Below are 15,473 nucleotides of genomic sequence, written 5' to 3'. Positions count from 1 at the left end.
GAGTCCGGGCACAGCGGGAGGGACGCCTCAACCTCAACTTGTGGCGTCCCTCCCGTCATGAGCCTATTCGGTTCGCGGCCCTCACGCCCAGGCCGAGACGATCACCAAGACGGACGGCACGCGGACGATGGCGCCGTGGACCAACACGAACACGCTGCCCGGCGACTACAGCGGCACGATCGCCTCCCGGCGCGTGACACGCTGTGGACCGGGCGCCGGACCGCCTCGCTCCGGGTGGTGCCCCCCAGGGCCTGTTCTGAGTTGGGATCACGGGAGGGCTGGCGGGCTGCGCAACCAGAGGATGGATCCGCGCAGGTGGAGCCCGACGGCGTAGCTCTCGGGTGTCTTGTCGTAGCGGGTGGCCAGCCCCCGCCACTCCTTGAACTTGTTGATGGCTCGCTCGACGGTGTTGCGATCTTTGGAGAGCGTGGCGTCGTGGCTGACCGGGCGGCCGCCGGAGTGTCCCTTCTTCTTGCGGTTGGCGGCCTGGTCGGCCTTCTCCGGGATCACCGCCTTGATGTTGCGTCTGCGCAGGTGGGCACGGTTGGCGCGGGAGGAGTAAGCCTTGTCGCCGGCCACTGCGTCCGGCCTGGTCCCGGGACGGCCGACCCGGCCGCGGACCTTGATCTTCTTGAGGACGGGGATGAAGCGCGGGCTGTCCGCGGCCTGACCGGGGGTGAGGATGATGGACAGCGGACGGCAGCGCCGCTCAACGGCGAGGTGGACCTTGCTGGTCGGCCCGCCCCGGGAGCGGCCCGGTTCGGCGGCCCGCAGCCGGGCCCTGCGGCGTCGGCGCACGGCCCGGCGCTGGTCCCGCTCGGGATCCTCCATGTCCGCGGACCCCTCTCCTACGGGGACGTTTTGCCCCTTTGCTGCAGCCCCTTTTCCTCCGCCACGGCCTTCTCCAGATCCTCAAGGAGTTCCGGGTCGGCCACCATGCCCGCCGCATGGTGATGCGCGCGGACAACCGTCGAGTCCACACTGGCCAGGTTGAGATCGACATCGTCGCGGGCCGCTGCCTCGGCGATCATCGCGTCCATGAGGGTCTGGAAGACCGCGTCACGCGCCCACATCCGGAACCGGTCGTAGATCGTCGACCAGGAGCCGTAGCTGTCCGGCACATCCCGCCAGGGGCTGCCGGTACGGAACCGCCACATCACCGCGTTGAAATAGCTACGCAGGTCAGGGATCGGTCCGAACGCCCCCAGCGGCAGGTGCGGCTCGATCAACTCCACTCGGCATCGGTGAGGTCACCACGAGTCACGCGACCGGTCTACCGCAGCCAGCACCCTCCTGGAGCGGGAATGTGCGGGGAACTGCGCGAGCGGCCACGACGCGGGCGCACTCGTACGAACAAGGCGAACCCCAGGCAGCTGGGCGGGAGGCCGGGCCTACTGGAGCATGCCCCAGATGAGTTCGGTGTCGGCGTCGGTCACACCGGTCGTGGTGACGCCGGACGACGTGCCGGGGAAGCGCAGCGAGCCGTTGACGGCGCCGACGTAGAGGTCGGCCTTGCCGTCGCGGTTGGTGTCGCGGAGGCGGACCGGCTCGCCGAAGCAGTCGTTCCATGCGACGCCGCCGGGGACGCCGGCGGTGTTGCGGGCGAGCCACTGGGAGTTGGTGCCGGTGATCCCGCTCGCGCTGCCGCGCAGGACGTGGACGCCGCCCTCGGTCGTCTCCTGGCTGATCTTCTCTCCGTAGACGCCGATCGCGAGGTCCTTGTAGCCGTCGCCGTTGATGTCGGCGGCCGAGACGGAGGAGCCGAACAGGTCGCCGGACTCCGGGGTGCCGGAGACGCTGGCGGTGGCCTGCGTGATACGGACGGCGGTAGCGGGGCCGGTGGAGGAGCCGTACCAGAGGGACACCCGGCCCCGGTAGTTGTTGTACATCTGGCTGCCCGCCGCGAGGTCCCCGTAGCCGTCCTTGTCGAAGTCGGCGATCACCGCCTCGCTGGGGTCGCCGTAGTTCGTGACGAGGCGCAGGGTCTTGCCCGCGCTGAGCGAGGAGCCGCCCTTGATGAACCACGCGTCCGTGCCGAAGTTGTCGGGTTCGTCGGTGATTCCGATGATCACCAGATCGGTCTTGGAGTCCCCGTTCACGTTGCCCGGGACCAGGGACGTGGGCGCGAATCTCGTCGTCTTGTCGTGGCTGGTGACCGAGCCTGCCGCACCGGTGCGCGTGATGCTGCGGTAGACGTAGGCCTTGCTCCCGCTGATCGCGGCCAGGTCCTTCTTGCCGTCCCCGTTGAAATCCCCGGCGGCGAGGTCGCGGCCGAAGCGGGCGTTCGACACCTTGGCGCCGGCGTTGGGGATCGCGGTGCCACCCGAGAGGCCGGTCGCGCTTCCCCACAGGATGACGACGCCGCCCTCGTCCGTGCGTCCGTCGACGTCCTCGCGCGACACCGACACGGCGAGGTCCCCGTATCCGTCGGCGTTGAAGTCGGCGGGCACCCGGACGTCGCCGAACTGGTCCTCCGTCTCGTCGGCGCCGGGGACACCGGGGCTGTCCTGGGTGATCAACTGGGTCTGGGTGCCGGGTCCGGAGGCGGTACCGAAGGTGATCCGGACGCCGCCGCCCTTGCTGTACTGCTCGTAGGTGTAGCTGGCGTAGTCGCGGTAGCCGTCGCCGTTGAAGTCGTCCGCGTACCTGGCCGCCGCCGCGCTGGCGGGAGGTGCCGTGAGGACGGGGGCGAGGGACGCCACGAGGAGTGCCGCGCAGGCTGCGGGGCGAATGCGCATGAAGTGTCTCCTGATGATTCTGTGCGACCGCTCCTGTGCCGATTGATTGCTCAGGGACCACAGAGACAGGAGCGGTTGGTGATCAGGAGACAGGCGGACGGGGGAAAAGGTTGCAGGCGGACAGCTACGCAGGTCAGGGATCGGTCCGAACGCCTCCAGCGGCAGGTGCGGCTCGATCGACTCCACTCGGCATCGGTAAGGTCACCACGAGTCACGCGACCGGTCTACCGCAGCCAGCACCCTCCTGGAGCGGGAATGACCGATCCCGTGATCTCAACTCAGAACACTCCCTAGTGGTGCTTCGCGTCCGGCTTCCAGTCCTGGGCGAGGAGTCCGAGCAGCACCTCGTCCAGGAACTCGCCCAGCACCCAGGCCGAGGAGCGCAGCACGCCCTCACGGACGAAGCCGTTGCGCTCGGCCGCGCGCAGCATCGCGGCGTTGTCCGACAGCGTCTCGATCTGCAGCCGGTGCAGGCCGCGCACGACGAAACCGTAGTGGCACAGCACCGCGACCACGTCGGTGCCGTAGCCCTTGCCGCGGGCGGACGGCAGAAGCCCCAGTCCGATGTGCGCGTTCCGGTTGTGGGTGTCGATGCCCCACAGCGTCGCGGTGCCGACCAGCGTGCCGCCGTCCAGCTCCACCACGGAGAACGGGACGTGCCCCTGCTCCTTGTCGTCCACCACGAGCCGCGGATCCTTCGAGCCGGGCGTGATCGGCCGCCACGGCCCGCCCTCCGCCCGCGAGCCGTTGACCACGTCGTCGTAGAGCTCGGCCCGCAGGATCGGGATGTCCTCCTCGTGCCGGGCCCTCAGCCCGACCCTGTCACCCTTCAGCATGCAGGCTTCCTATCCGACCGGTCCGGCCTGCGGCAACCGAATAGGAAGCCGGCCCGACCGGGGTGGCGGCGGCGACGGTGTCGCAGGACGCCCGGGTGTCCGCCGACCAGCCCGCCGGGCCCACTTCCCCGTGACGGACGCCCGGACACCACGGCGGCCCCGCCCGGAGGCGGGGGCCGCCGCAGTGCCGAGCGGTCACGCCCAGGTGATCAGGCGCTTCGGCTGTTCCAGGACCGCGGCCACGTCGGCCAGGACCTTGGAGCCCAACTCCCCGTCCACCAGGCGGTGGTCGAAGCTCAGCGCCAGGGTGGTCACCTGACGGGGCTTCACCTTGCCCTTGTGGACCCACGGCTGGGGCTTGATCGCACCGACCGCGAGGATCGCGGACTCGCCGGGGTTGAGGATCGGCGTGCCCGTGTCGACGCCGAAGACGCCGACGTTGGTGATCGTCACCGTGCCGCCCTGCATCGCGGACGGGGAGGTCCTGCCCTCCCGTGCCGTGGACACCAGTTCGCCCAGGGATTCGGCGAGCTGGGGCAGCGTCTTGGCGTGGGCGTCCTTGATGTTCGGGACGATCAGGCCGCGCGGGGTGGCCGCCGCGATGCCCAGGTTGACGTAGTGCTTGACCACGATCTCCTGGGCCGCCTCGTCCCAGGAGGCGTTGATGTCGGGGTTGCGCCTGATCGCGACCAGCAGGGCCTTGGCGATCAGCAGGAGGGGGTTCACGCGCAGGCCCGCGAACTCCTCGTCCCGCTTCAGCTCCTCCACCAGCTTCATCGTGCGCGTCACGTCCACCGTCACGAACTCCGTGACGTGCGGCGCGGTGAACGCCGAACCGACCATCGCCGCCGCCGTGGCCTTGCGGACGCCCTTGACCGGGATGCGGGTCTCGCGGGCGGTGTCGTACGACACCGGGGCCGGAGCGGCCGCCGGGGCGGGTGCGGCCGCCGGTACCTGGGCCTCGGGCTCGGCCGGAGCCGTCGGCCGCGCCACCGCCGCGTGGACGTCCTCGCGGGTGATGACGCCGTCCGGGCCGGTCGGGGTGACCGTGGCCAGGTCGACGCCGAGGTCCTTCGCCAGCTTGCGCACCGGCGGCTTGGCCAGCGGGCGCTGCTGCGCGGCGGCCGGCCCGGCGACGGGCGCCGGTGCCGGGGTGCGGCCGTTCAGTTCCGTCTGGACGGCCGCCGCCACCTGCTGGGCGGCGGCGTCCGGCGCGGCCCTGCGCGGGCGGCGGCGCGTGGAGGACGTCGCCACGCCGTAGCCGACCAGCACGGGCTGGCGGCCCGAGCCCTCGGTCTTCGGCTCCTGCGGAGCCGACGCGGGCTCCGGTTCCGCCACCGGCGCGGGGGCCTGGGCCTCCGGAGCCGGACCGCCCGCGACCTCCACCGCGATGATGGACGTGCCCACGTCCACCGTGGTGCCCTCGGGGAAGTGCAGTTCGCGGACCACACCGTCGTAGGGGATGGGCAGTTCGACGGCCGCCTTCGCCGTCTCGACCTCGCACACCACCTGGCCGTCGGTGACGGTGTCGCCGGGCTGGACGTACCACTTGAGGATCTCGGCCTCGGTGAGGCCCTCGCCCACGTCCGGCATCTTGAACTCGCGTACGGACGCGTTCGTCATCGTCGTCACGACCCTCTCCTCAGTACGCCAGCGAGCGGTCGACGGCGTCCAGCACCCGGTCCAGGTCCGGGAGGTAGGACTCCTCCAGGCGGGCCGGCGGGTACGGGGCGTGGTAGCCGCCCACCCGCAGCACCGGGGCCTCCAGGTGGTAGAAGCAGCGCTCCGTGATCCGCGCGGCGATCTCCGCGCCGGAGCCGAAGAACACCGGTGCCTCGTGGACGACGACCAGGCGGCGCGTCTTCTCCACCGACGCCTGGATCGAGTCGAAGTCGATCGGGGAGACCGAGCGCAGGTCCAGCACCTCCAGGGAGCGGCCCTCCTCGGCCGCCGCGTCCGCGGCCTCCTGGCACAGCTTCACCATCGGGCCGTAGGCCGCGAGGGTCAGGTCACTGCCCTCGCGCACCACCCGCGCGGTGTGCAGCGGGCCGGGGATCGCCTCGGTGTTCACCTCGGCCTTGTCCCAGTAGCGCCGCTTGGGCTCGAAGAAGATCACCGGGTCGTCGCTCTGGACGGCCTGCTGCATCATCCAGTACGCGTCGGACGCGTTCGACGGGGAGACGATCTTCAGGCCCGCCACGTGCGCGAACAGCGACTCCGGGGACTCGGAGTGGTGCTCCACCGCGCCGATGCCGCCGCCGTAGGGGATGCGCACGACGACCGGCAGCTTGACCTTGCCCAGCGAGCGGGCGTGCATCTTCGCGAGCTGCGTGACGATCTGGTCGTACGCCGGGAAGACGAAGCCGTCGAACTGGATCTCCACCACCGGGCGGTAGCCGCGCAGGGCCAGGCCGATCGCCGTGCCGACGATGCCCGACTCGGCGAGCGGGGTGTCGATGACGCGGCTCTCGCCGAAGTCCTTCTGCAGGCCGTCCGTCACCCGGAAGACGCCGCCGAGCTTGCCGACGTCCTCGCCCATGACGACGACCTTCGGGTCCGCCTCCAGGGCACGGCGCAGCGACTCGTTGATCGCCTTGGCCAGGGCCATCTTCTCTGCCATGTCACTTTCCCCCGTCCGCGTCCGCGAACGACGCCTGGTAGGCGGCGAACTGCGCCCGCTCCTCGTCCACGAGCGCGTGTCCGTCCGCGTACACGTTCTCGAAGATGGCGAAATGGTCCGGGTCCGGCATGGCACGGACCGCTTCGCGCACTCGTCTGCCCAACGCCTCGCTCTCGGACTCGAGTTCCGCGAAGAATCCCTCGTCCGCGTGGTTCGAGGACTCCAGGTAGCGGCGAAGACGCAGGATCGGGTCCTTGGCCTCCCAGGCCAGCCGCTCCTCGTCACCCCGGTACCGGGTCGGGTCGTCGGAGGTGGTGTGGGCGCCCATGCGGTAGGTGAACGCCTCGACCAGCGTCGGGCCCTCACCGGCGCGGGCCCGCTCCAGGGCCCACTTGGTGACGGCCAGGTTCGCCAGGACGTCGTTGCCGTCCACCCGGACGCCCGGGAAGCCGAAGCCCTGCGCGCGCTGGTACAGCGGCACGCGGGACTGCTTCTCGGTGGGCTCGGAGATCGCCCACTGGTTGTTCTGGCAGAAGAACACCACGGGGGCGTTGTAGACCGCGGAGAAGGTGAAGGCCTCGGCCACGTCGCCCTGGCTGGAGGCGCCGTCGCCGAAGTAGGCGATCACCGCGCTGTCCGCGCCGTCCTTGGCGACGCCCATCGCGTACCCCGTGGCGTGCAGGGTCTGGGAGCCGATGACGATCGTGTACAGGTGGAAGTTGTTGCCGTTCGGGTCCCAGCCGCCGTTGTTGACGCCGCGGAACATGCCGAGCAGGTTGGTCGGGTCCACCCCGCGGCACCAGGCGACACCGTGTTCACGGTAGGTGGGGAAGACGTAGTCGTCGTCGCGCAGGGCCCGGCCGGAGCCGATCTGCGCCGCCTCCTGGCCGAGCAGCGAGGCCCACAGGCCCAGCTCGCCCTGGCGCTGCAGGGAGGTGGCCTCGGCGTCGAAGCGGCGGGTGAGCACCATGTCGCGGTACAGGCCGCGCAGCTCCTCGGCCGTGATGCCGGCGACGTACTTGTCGAACTCGGCGTTCTTGACGCGCTTGCCCTCGGGGGTCAGCAGCTGGACGAGGGCGGGCTCGGCGCTCTTTCCGGAGCTCTTCCTCGCGCCGGTGGCCTTCTTGGTGGTGTTGGTGGTGCGTTTGGTGCCGGTGGTGCCGGCCTTGGTTCCGGCGCTGCGTCGCGGTGTGCGCGCGGCAGTGCTCTCCACGGTCACGTGTGCTCCTCCGTCGGTCCGGCCCCCGGGGTTGCCGGTAGGCCAGTGCGGCTCACCTTTTCTCGACCACCGGGCACGGGGTGGGTGCCACTCGGCCGGGAACAGGCGTGACAGGTGCCCCGGCGAGCGCCCTGCAACAAGCACGTTACCCAGTACTTCACATATCTGTGAAACCTCCTCTGACCTGCGTTTTTGCTTGGATTTCCAAGTAAATCCGCAAGAATTCGAAGGCGCGCTGGTCACAGCCTTGCAAGAGGCCGGAGCAACGGCACGTTATCCCGGTCACCCCGGACACGGGAAGAGTCGAGTTTCGCGATCGGCGCCAATTCGAGCACGGTCGGCGACTGGAACTGACCGTCTGTGACAAGGCGCAGCTCAGGAGCCCCGGAGAGTGCCCTAGCATCTGCCGCGTGTCGCGCCTCTGTGTACCACCCCCTGTACCGAACGCGCCCCCACTGGGCGCCCTGCTGCGCCGGTACGCCGCCGGCTCGCCCCTCACCTGCGAACCGGTCGACGAGGGCCTGCTCAACCGCGGCTACCGCCTGTGCACGACGCGCGGCCGGTTCTTCCTCAAGCACCACTTCGACCCCGAGACCGCCGACCCGGCCGCCATCGTCCGCCAGCACCGGGCCACCCGGCGCCTGGCCGACCTCGGGGTTCCGGTGGCCCCGCCGCTCCCCGGCCGGGACGGGCGCACCGTCGCGGTCGTCGGCGGCCACGCGTACGCCCTGCACCCGTGGATCGACGGCCGGCACCGGCACGGCGGGCAGCTCACGCCGGGCCAGTGCGGACGGCTGGGGTCACTGCTGGGGGCGGTGCACGCCGGGCTGGAGCACGTGATGCCGGCGCACGGACGCGCCGGTCCGGCCCCCGCGGAGAGCGCCGACCCGGCGGACACCTTCGCCCTCATCGACGACCTGCTCACGCGCGTGCGCCGGCACCGGCCCGCCGACTCCTTCGACGCACTCGCCCGGCACCGCCTGCTCGAACGCCGCGCCCTCCTGGAGCGGCACGCCGACCGGCGTCCTCCGCGCGGGGGCGCGGTGGGGTGGGTGCACGGGGACTTCCACCCGTTCAACGTGCTCTACCGGGGGGACGCGCCCGCCGCGATCGTCGACTGGGACCGGCTGGGCGTGCGGCCCCGCGCGGAGGAGGCCGTACGCGCCGCGGCGATCTTCTTCGTCCGGCCGACGGGCACGCTCGACCTGCGGAGAGTACGGCCCTACGCGCGCGCGTACCGGCGTGCCGCGGGGGCGACGCCCTCCCAGCTGGCGGCGGCGGTGCACCGGGTGTGGTGGGAGCGCCTCAACGACTTCTGGATGCTCCGCTGGCACTACGAGCGCGGCGACACCCGAGCGGACTCCCAGTTCCCGGCCACCGCGGCACTGGCGGTGTGGTGGACCCGGGAGTACGACGCGGTGTGCGGGGCGTTCGTGGGGTGAGGGGAGCGGCCGGGAAGGGGCGGTCCGACGACGACGGGTCAGCCCAGTGGATTGTCGGGGTCGCCCGGCTCACCGGCCGTTCCGCCCGGGTCCGTGCCGCCCGTCGGCGGCGTGACCGGCGGCGAGTCCGGCGGCTCCTCGGGGCCCGGCTCCGTCGGCTCGTTGCTCGGCTGGCCGCTCGGCTGGCCCGTGGGCTCGCCCGTCGGCTCCTCCGTCGGCTCCTGCGACGGCGTGTACGACGGCGTGTACGACGGGTCCCAGCCGTCGCCGGAGCCCGTACCCGTGCCGGTGCCGGTGTCCGTGCCGGGATCGGTCGGTTCCTCGGTCGCGTCGTCGCTCGGTGTCTCGCTGGGCGTCTCGTCCTTGGTGGTCTGCGAGGTGGTCGGCGACTTGGAGGGGCCGCCTCCGCCCTCGCCCCCGCCGCCGTTGTTCAGCGCCAGCGCCACGCCCGCCGTGATGGCGATGACCGCGAGCACCGCGAGGACCCACAGCTTGCCGCGTCCGCTGCCCTGGTTGCCGTGGCCCTCGAAGCCGCCGTCGTCCCCGCCGCCGTACCCGGCGGGCAGGATCGGCTGCGGGATCGCCGCCGTGCCGGAGGCGTCCGGGTGCGGCATCACGGTCGTGCCCGCGAAGCCCGCCGCCGGGGTGTGCCGGCCCTCGTGCGTCTCCACCGGGCCGGTGTTCCAGGTGCCGGTGTGGCCGCCCTGCTCGTAGAGCATCTGCAGCGCGTACTGGACCAGCCCGCGCATCTCCTCGGCCGTCTGGAAACGGTCGTCGGGCTCCTTGGCGAGGGAGCGCATGACCAGCCCGTCCAGCTCCGGCGGGCAGGCGTCCGAGGCCTCCGACGGGGGCGTCGGGATGTCCTGGACGTGCTGGTAGACCACCGACAGCGGCGTCTCACCGGTGAAGGGGGGACGCAGCGCCAGCAGTTCGTACATCAGGCAGCCGGTGGCGTACAGGTCGGAGCGGTGGTCGACGGCCTTGCCGAGCGCCTGCTCCGGCGAGAGGTACTGCGGGGTGCCCATGACCATGCCGGTCTGCGTCATCGTCGTGGACGCGCCGTGCAGCGCGCGGGCGATGCCGAAGTCCATCACCTTCACGGCGCCGTTGTTGGTGATGATGACGTTGGCCGGCTTGATGTCGCGGTGCACGATGCCGTGCTGGTGCGAGTAGGCCAGCGCCTCCAGGACGCCGGAGACGATGATCAGCGCCTGCTCGGGGCCCGGCGCCTCGGCGTTCATCAGCAGATCGCGGATGGTGCGGCCCTCGACCAGCTCCATCACGATGTACGGGACCGACTGGCCGCCGACCGTGTCCTCGCCGGAGTCGTACACGGCGACGATGGCATGGTGGTTGAGACCGGCCACCGACTGCGCCTCGCGCGTGAAGCGCGCCTTGGACACCGGGTCCTCGGCGAGGTCGGAACGCAGCAGCTTGACGGCGACCGTGCGCCCGAGGCGCACGTCCTCGGCCGCGAACACCTCGGCCATGCCGCCCCGGCCGAGCCTGTGGGTCAACCGGTACCGGCCGTCGCCGACAAGCCCGCCGTTACCCCAGTTGTCCGGCGCGTCCGACATGCCGCCGCCAGTCGCCTCGGGGTCGGACGGGCCCTGAGCGCGCTGCTGCTGTGCCATCAGTCCTCGCCGTCGTTTCTGCCCGCGGTGCGCGCGGTGTTGTTACGGTCTCCGTCGGCCACGCTACAGCCTCCGCGCAAGCCTCCGGTCCGGGACGGGCTGCCAGGACCGACACGAGACGGACCGGTCATCAAACCCGCACTCCGTACTGTCGTGCAAATTCTGCGTACCGGCCGCGCGGCCCCTGTAACGCTTCCGCGACGCTTCTTTCGCGTACGGTCACGGAACGGGCACCGCGCTTGACGTGTCAGTGGCCTGGGGCAGACTTGGCCGGGAATAGCACATTGGATCTACGACGGATCGGTCACCGACGGCGGCGCCGGAGAGGCTACGGGGGACGCGGAACATGAGCCAGGACGGCGCACGGGGCCGGGACGCGGGGCGGGCACTCGCCGGCGGGCGGTACCAACTGCGGGACCTGCTCGGCCAGGGCGGCATGGCCTCGGTGCACCTGGCCTACGACAGCGTGCTCGACCGCCAGGTCGCCATCAAGACATTGCACACGGAACTCGGCCGGGAACAGGCCTTCCGCGAGCGCTTCCGCCGCGAGGCCCAGTCCGTGGCGAAACTCACGCACACCAACATCGTGTCGGTCTTCGACACCGGCGAGGACGATGTGGACGGCATGACGACGCCGTACATCGTCATGGAGTACGTCGAGGGCCGCCCGCTCGGCTCGGTGCTCGACGAGGACGTGCGGCAGTACGGCGCGATGCCCGCCGACAAGGCGCTGAAGATCACCGCGGACGTGCTGGCGGCGCTGGAGATCAGCCACGAGATGGGGCTGGTCCACCGGGACATCAAGCCGGGCAACGTGATGATGACCAAGCGCGGCGTGGTCAAGGTGATGGACTTCGGCATCGCCCGCGCCATGCAGTCCGGTGTGACGTCGATGACGCAGACCGGCATGGTCGTCGGCACCCCGCAGTACCTCTCGCCGGAGCAGGCGCTCGGCCGGGGCGTGGACGCGCGCAGCGACCTGTACTCGGTCGGCATCATGCTGTTCCAGCTGGTCACCGGGCGGCTGCCGTTCGACGCGGACTCGCCGCTGGCCATCGCGTACGCGCACGTGCAGGAGGAGCCGCCGACGGCGTCCTCGATCAACCGCTCGCTGCCGCCGGCCGTGGACGCGCTGATCGCCCGCGCGCTGAAGAAGAACCCGAACGAGCGTTTCCCCAGCGCGGAGGCCATGCGCGGCGAGTGCCTGCGGGTGGCGCAGTCCTTCCACCCGGCCCCGCCGAGCATCGTCCCGGGCACCCAGGCGCCCAGCGGCGCGGGCGTCGGCTCCGCGGTGTTCCCGCCCGTCGACCAGGCGACCCCGGCGCCCACGGGCAACATCCAGACGCCGTACCAGCCGGCCCCGCACCAGAACCCGTACGGCACCCCGGCGCCGTCCCCCGCGTACGGCTATCCGCAGCAGGGCGGCTACCGGACTCCCGCCCCGTCGGCGTACTCCCCGCAGCAGCCGGGGCCGTCGACCCCGCCGCCGTACACCATCTCGCCCCAGGCCTCGGTGTCGGGCGACTCGGGCGGCCGCCGGAGCAACAAGCCGGTGATCATCGGGGCGATCGTCGTGTCCCTCCTCGTCGTCGGCGGCCTGATCGGGGTGCTGGCCCTGAACGGCGACGACAAGGAGACCCAGGGCAAAGACGGCGGCGCCTCGGCTTCGGCATCGGCGTCGGCGAGCAAGGCGGTGGGCTACCGCGGGCCGGACACGACGAAGACGATCGACAAGGAGGAGTGCGAGGAGCCGCTGGAGTCGTACAACGACCCCGACAAGATCCGGCTCCCCGACTTCAGGTTCAAGTACATCAAGTCGGTGAAGGAGTGCTTCCAGGCCGCCGGCTGGGGAGACTTCAAGATCATCGAGGTTGACGAGAACACTTACGGCGAGGGCTCCGTCAGGGACCAGTTCCCGCCGGCCGGCACGGACGTCGACCCCGAGGACATGCCCGAGATCACCCTCAAGGTCTCGACGGGCAACCCCCCGTCCTGACCCCGGGGCCGTACGAGGCGTGACGAAGGGGCCCGGCATCGGATGCCGGGCCCCTTCCGCGCTGTCCGCGGTCCGCGGAAACGGTGACGGGTGGCGGTTACAGGTACGGTCCGCCCGAGCGGCCGCCCATGTGGTGGGAGTCCTCGTGGCCGTCGCCGGCACCGGGCGGGAGGGCGCGGCGCATCTGTTCCAGCTGGGCGCGCGCGGCCATCTGCTGGGCGAAGAGCGTGGTCTGGATGCCGTGGAACAGGCCCTCCAGCCAGCCCACCAACTGGGCCTGCGCGATCCGCAGTTCGGCGTCGCTCGGGGTCGCCTCGTCCGTGAAGGGCAGGGAGAGCCGCTCCAGCTCCTCGACCAGCTCGGGCGCCAGACCGTCCTCCAGCTCCTTCACCGAGCTGGCGTGGATCTCCTTGAGCCGGACCCGGCTGGCCTCGTCCAGAGGAGCGGCGCGCACCTCCTCCAGCAGCTGCTTGATCATGCTGCCGATCCGCATGACCTTCGCGGGCTGCTCCACCTGCTCCGTCACCGGGGTCTCGCGGGAGTCCTCGTCTCCGGTACCGCCACTGAGCGCCATACCGTCCTGGCCGACGACCAGGATCTGCGGATTCTCCGGCGACCGTTCGTTCCTCGGCATCTCCATGCCGCCATTCTCTCGTACGCCGGTGTCTCCCCACGGTGGTGCCCCCGGAGATGCTTGATCCACCGTGCCGGAGCGGACGGATGTGCCGTCCGGCCGGGCGGGGTCCACCCGACGGAGGTATCCGGAATGCCCGGCTCCTGGGGGAATGGCAGGCTGTTGGCGTCCATCCGTCCCATCTAGCCGGCGGTGCGCACGCGCACCGGTCGGCGCGGGAGGTCACGGTCGTGACTCCATGGCTGCGCACAGTGGGGGCGACGGGGGTGGGGGTCGCCCTGCGGGTGGGGGCCGTCCTGGGAACGGGCGTCGTCCTGGGGACGGGGGCGGTGGTGATGCCGTACGCCTCTGCCGTGACGCCCTTCGGTACTCCCGTGGCGCACGCGGCCGAGGAGGCGCCGGGCGCCGGCCTCGTGTCCCGTTCCCCCTCGCCCTCGCCTTCTCCCTCCACCTCCTCTTCCTCCTCTTCCTCCTTTTCCTCCTTTTCCCCTTCCTCCTCCTCTCCCTCGGACGAGCCGTCCCGGGCCGGGAGCCGGGCCGGTGAGGGACGGGAACGACCCGGGCGGCGGGAGACGGCCGAGAGGGCTCCGCACGACAGGGGGGAACGCGGAAGGGGTGATCCGCGCGAGGCGGACGACGGGGGTCCGGGCACCGTGCCGAGGAGACCGGATGCCGACGCCGGGATCGAGCGGCCGGACACGGCGGGCGTCGGAGGCCTGCCCGACGCGCCCCGTGAGAGGGACGGCGACACCGTGTCCCGGGCCCCCGGCAGCGGCGACACCGTCCCCCGGGCGCCGACGTCGCAAGGAGCGGTGCCCGTGCCCTCCGCGCCGTCACAGGCACCCGCGCCGGGCACCGTCACGAGCGCCGAGCGCTCCGTCGAACCCGCCCTGCGGATCCTGCCGCTCGGCAGCGGGCTGGTGCTCATCGGCCTCGGTCTGGGCCTCGCCTTCGTCGCGCTGCGCATGCGCCAGGGCGGCCTGTCCTGACCCGGGGCGCGGAGGCGGCCGTGACCGTCGAGGACGTCCGCCACCGGATCGCGCCGCAGGGGGCCGGACCCCGCCGTGGCAGCCGGACGGCCGACGTCCGGCGCGCCCGCGCCCCGCGCTCGGGCGGCCGGGGCGCGGGCGCGCCGCTCAGCGCGGCGTGACCAGCAGCACCTTCCCGACGTGGCCGCTGTCCTCCACGACCCGGTGGGCGGCGGCCGCGTCCGGCATCGGGATCTCGCGGTCGACGACCGGACGGACATGGCCGTCGGCGACGAGCGGCCACACGTGTTCCCGTACGGCCGCCACGATCGCCGCCTTCTCCTCCAGCGGCCGGGCCCGCAGCGAGGTCGCGCTGATGGCGGCGCGCTTGTCGAGGAGGGCGCCGATGTTCAGCTCTCCCTTGACGCCGCCCTGCATGCCGATGATCGCGAGCCGGCCGTTGACGGCGAGGGCCCGGACGTTGCGGTCCAGGTACTTGGCCCCCATGTTGTCGAGGATGACGTCCGCGCCGGCGCCGTCGGTGGCCTGCTTCAGCTCGGCGACGAAGTCCTGCTCGCGGTAGTTGATCAGGATGTCGGCGCCCAGTTCGGCGCAGCGCTCCAGCTTCTCCTTGGTGCCCGCGGTGACGGCGACCTTCGCGCCGACGGCCCTGGCGAGCTGGATCGCCATGGTGCCGATGCCGCTGGAGCCGCCGTGCACGAGGAGGGTCTCGCCGGGACGGAGATGGGCGATCATGAAGACGTTCGACCAGACCGTGCAGACGACCTCCGGGAGCGCCGCGGCCTGCTTGAGGTCGAGTCCCGCGGGGACGGGCAGCAGCTGTCCGGCCGGGACGGCGACCTTCTCGGCGTAGCCGCCGCCGGACAGCAGCGCGCAGACCTCGTCGCCGACGGCCCATCCGCCCACGCCGGGGCCGAGCGCGACGATCCGTCCGGAGCACTCCAGACCGGGGTACGGGGACGCGCCGGGCGGAGGGTCGTAGAAGCCCCGCCGCTGGAGGAGGTCGGCCCGGTTGACGGCCCCGGCCACCACCTCGACCAGGACCTCGCCCTCACCGGGCACGGGATCGGGGACCTCGTCCCACACCAGCGCCTCGGGCCCACCGGGTTCGGGAATCGTGATCGCATGCATGAGGGGGACGGTACTCCTGGAGGCGGGCCGGAGGGCTCCCGACCGCCCGTCCCGGATCCCGGGGGCCGGGACCGGGGGCCGGGTCCGGGAGCCCGGGTTCGGGGCATGGATCCGGGGTCCTGGGCCTGGGGCCCGGGTTCGGAGTCCTGGGTCCGGGGGCGGGGTCCTCCTCGGCCGTTGGACCGGTTCTCGGGAAATCCGTGTGCGGGAGCGATGAGTTTGCGGGACCGTAAG

General features: G+C 71.7%; 11 protein-coding genes and 2 pseudogenes. 4 read left to right on the top strand and 9 right to left on the bottom strand.

Annotated features, from left to right (window positions below; genetic code table 11):
* Positions 1 to 91 precede the first annotated feature (91 nt).
* Positions 92 to 217, top strand: a pseudogene (locus tag RIM90_RS10625) (D-alanyl-D-alanine carboxypeptidase); the annotation flags it as partial.
* A gap of 50 nt (positions 218 to 267) precedes the next feature.
* On the opposite strand, the pseudogene RIM90_RS10620 reads toward RIM90_RS10625, so the two are convergent.
* The 6 genes and pseudogenes from RIM90_RS10620 to pdhA form a co-directional block, all read right to left on the bottom strand.
* Positions 268 to 1,264 (bottom strand): annotated as a pseudogene (locus tag RIM90_RS10620) (IS5 family transposase).
* 127 nt (positions 1,265 to 1,391) lie between these two features.
* Positions 1,392 to 2,738 (bottom strand): FG-GAP and VCBS repeat-containing protein, encoded by a 1,347-nt coding sequence (locus RIM90_RS10615; protein ID WP_309060361.1) that lies wholly within the window; start codon positions 2,736 to 2,738, stop codon positions 1,392 to 1,394.
* A gap of 290 nt (positions 2,739 to 3,028) precedes the next feature.
* On the bottom strand, positions 3,029 to 3,574 hold the full coding sequence (locus tag RIM90_RS10610) for a GNAT family protein (protein WP_309060360.1): 546 nt from the start codon (positions 3,572 to 3,574) through the stop codon (positions 3,029 to 3,031).
* A gap of 195 nt (positions 3,575 to 3,769) precedes the next feature.
* Positions 3,770 to 5,206, bottom strand: a complete 1,437-nt coding sequence (locus RIM90_RS10605) for a dihydrolipoamide acetyltransferase family protein (RefSeq protein WP_309060359.1) — start codon at positions 5,204 to 5,206, stop codon at positions 3,770 to 3,772.
* Between the two features lie 10 nt (positions 5,207 to 5,216).
* Positions 5,217 to 6,194, bottom strand: a complete 978-nt coding sequence (locus tag RIM90_RS10600; RefSeq protein ID WP_309060358.1) for an alpha-ketoacid dehydrogenase subunit beta — start codon at positions 6,192 to 6,194, stop codon at positions 5,217 to 5,219.
* Between the two features lies 1 nt (position 6,195).
* On the bottom strand, positions 6,196 to 7,413 hold the full coding sequence (gene pdhA, locus RIM90_RS10595) for a pyruvate dehydrogenase (acetyl-transferring) E1 component subunit alpha (protein WP_309060357.1): 1,218 nt from the start codon (positions 7,411 to 7,413) through the stop codon (positions 6,196 to 6,198).
* A gap of 410 nt (positions 7,414 to 7,823) precedes the next feature.
* On the opposite strand from pdhA, the gene RIM90_RS10590 reads away from it, so the two are divergent.
* Positions 7,824 to 8,855: a phosphotransferase gene (locus tag RIM90_RS10590; protein ID WP_309060356.1), complete on the top strand. Its 1,032-nt coding sequence runs from the start codon at positions 7,824 to 7,826 to the stop codon at positions 8,853 to 8,855.
* Positions 8,856 to 8,893: 38 nt separating this feature from the next.
* Here RIM90_RS10590 and RIM90_RS10585 read toward each other — a convergent pair whose 3' ends face one another.
* Entirely contained in the window at positions 8,894 to 10,489 is a 1,596-nt protein-coding gene (locus RIM90_RS10585) for a protein kinase (protein WP_309060355.1), read from the bottom strand.
* Positions 10,490 to 10,835: 346 nt separating this feature from the next.
* Between RIM90_RS10585 and RIM90_RS10580 the strand changes: the two genes are divergently transcribed.
* Positions 10,836 to 12,485: a protein kinase gene (locus RIM90_RS10580; RefSeq protein ID WP_375165425.1), complete on the top strand. Its 1,650-nt coding sequence runs from the start codon at positions 10,836 to 10,838 to the stop codon at positions 12,483 to 12,485.
* Positions 12,486 to 12,582: 97 nt separating this feature from the next.
* Here the strand turns inward: RIM90_RS10580 and RIM90_RS10575 are convergent, their stop codons facing one another.
* Entirely contained in the window at positions 12,583 to 13,125 is a 543-nt protein-coding gene (locus tag RIM90_RS10575) for a bacterial proteasome activator family protein (RefSeq protein ID WP_309060354.1), read from the bottom strand.
* An 812-nt stretch (positions 13,126 to 13,937) separates the two neighbouring features.
* Here RIM90_RS10575 and RIM90_RS10570 point away from each other — a divergent pair.
* Positions 13,938 to 14,108, top strand: coding sequence for a hypothetical protein (locus RIM90_RS10570; protein WP_309060353.1), 171 nt, complete (start codon positions 13,938 to 13,940; stop codon positions 14,106 to 14,108).
* A gap of 147 nt (positions 14,109 to 14,255) precedes the next feature.
* Here the strand turns inward: RIM90_RS10570 and RIM90_RS10565 are convergent, their stop codons facing one another.
* On the bottom strand, positions 14,256 to 15,239 hold the full coding sequence (locus RIM90_RS10565; RefSeq protein WP_309060352.1) for an NAD(P)H-quinone oxidoreductase: 984 nt from the start codon (positions 15,237 to 15,239) through the stop codon (positions 14,256 to 14,258).
* Positions 15,240 to 15,473 lie beyond the last annotated feature (234 nt).

The organism is Streptomyces sp. (genome assembly GCF_031181555.1).
Lineage (GTDB): Bacteria > Actinomycetota > Actinomycetes > Streptomycetales > Streptomycetaceae > Streptomyces > Streptomyces fimbriatus.
Note: the sequence above shows the minus strand (reverse complement) of the source record. Positions and strands in the feature narration are given on the sequence as shown.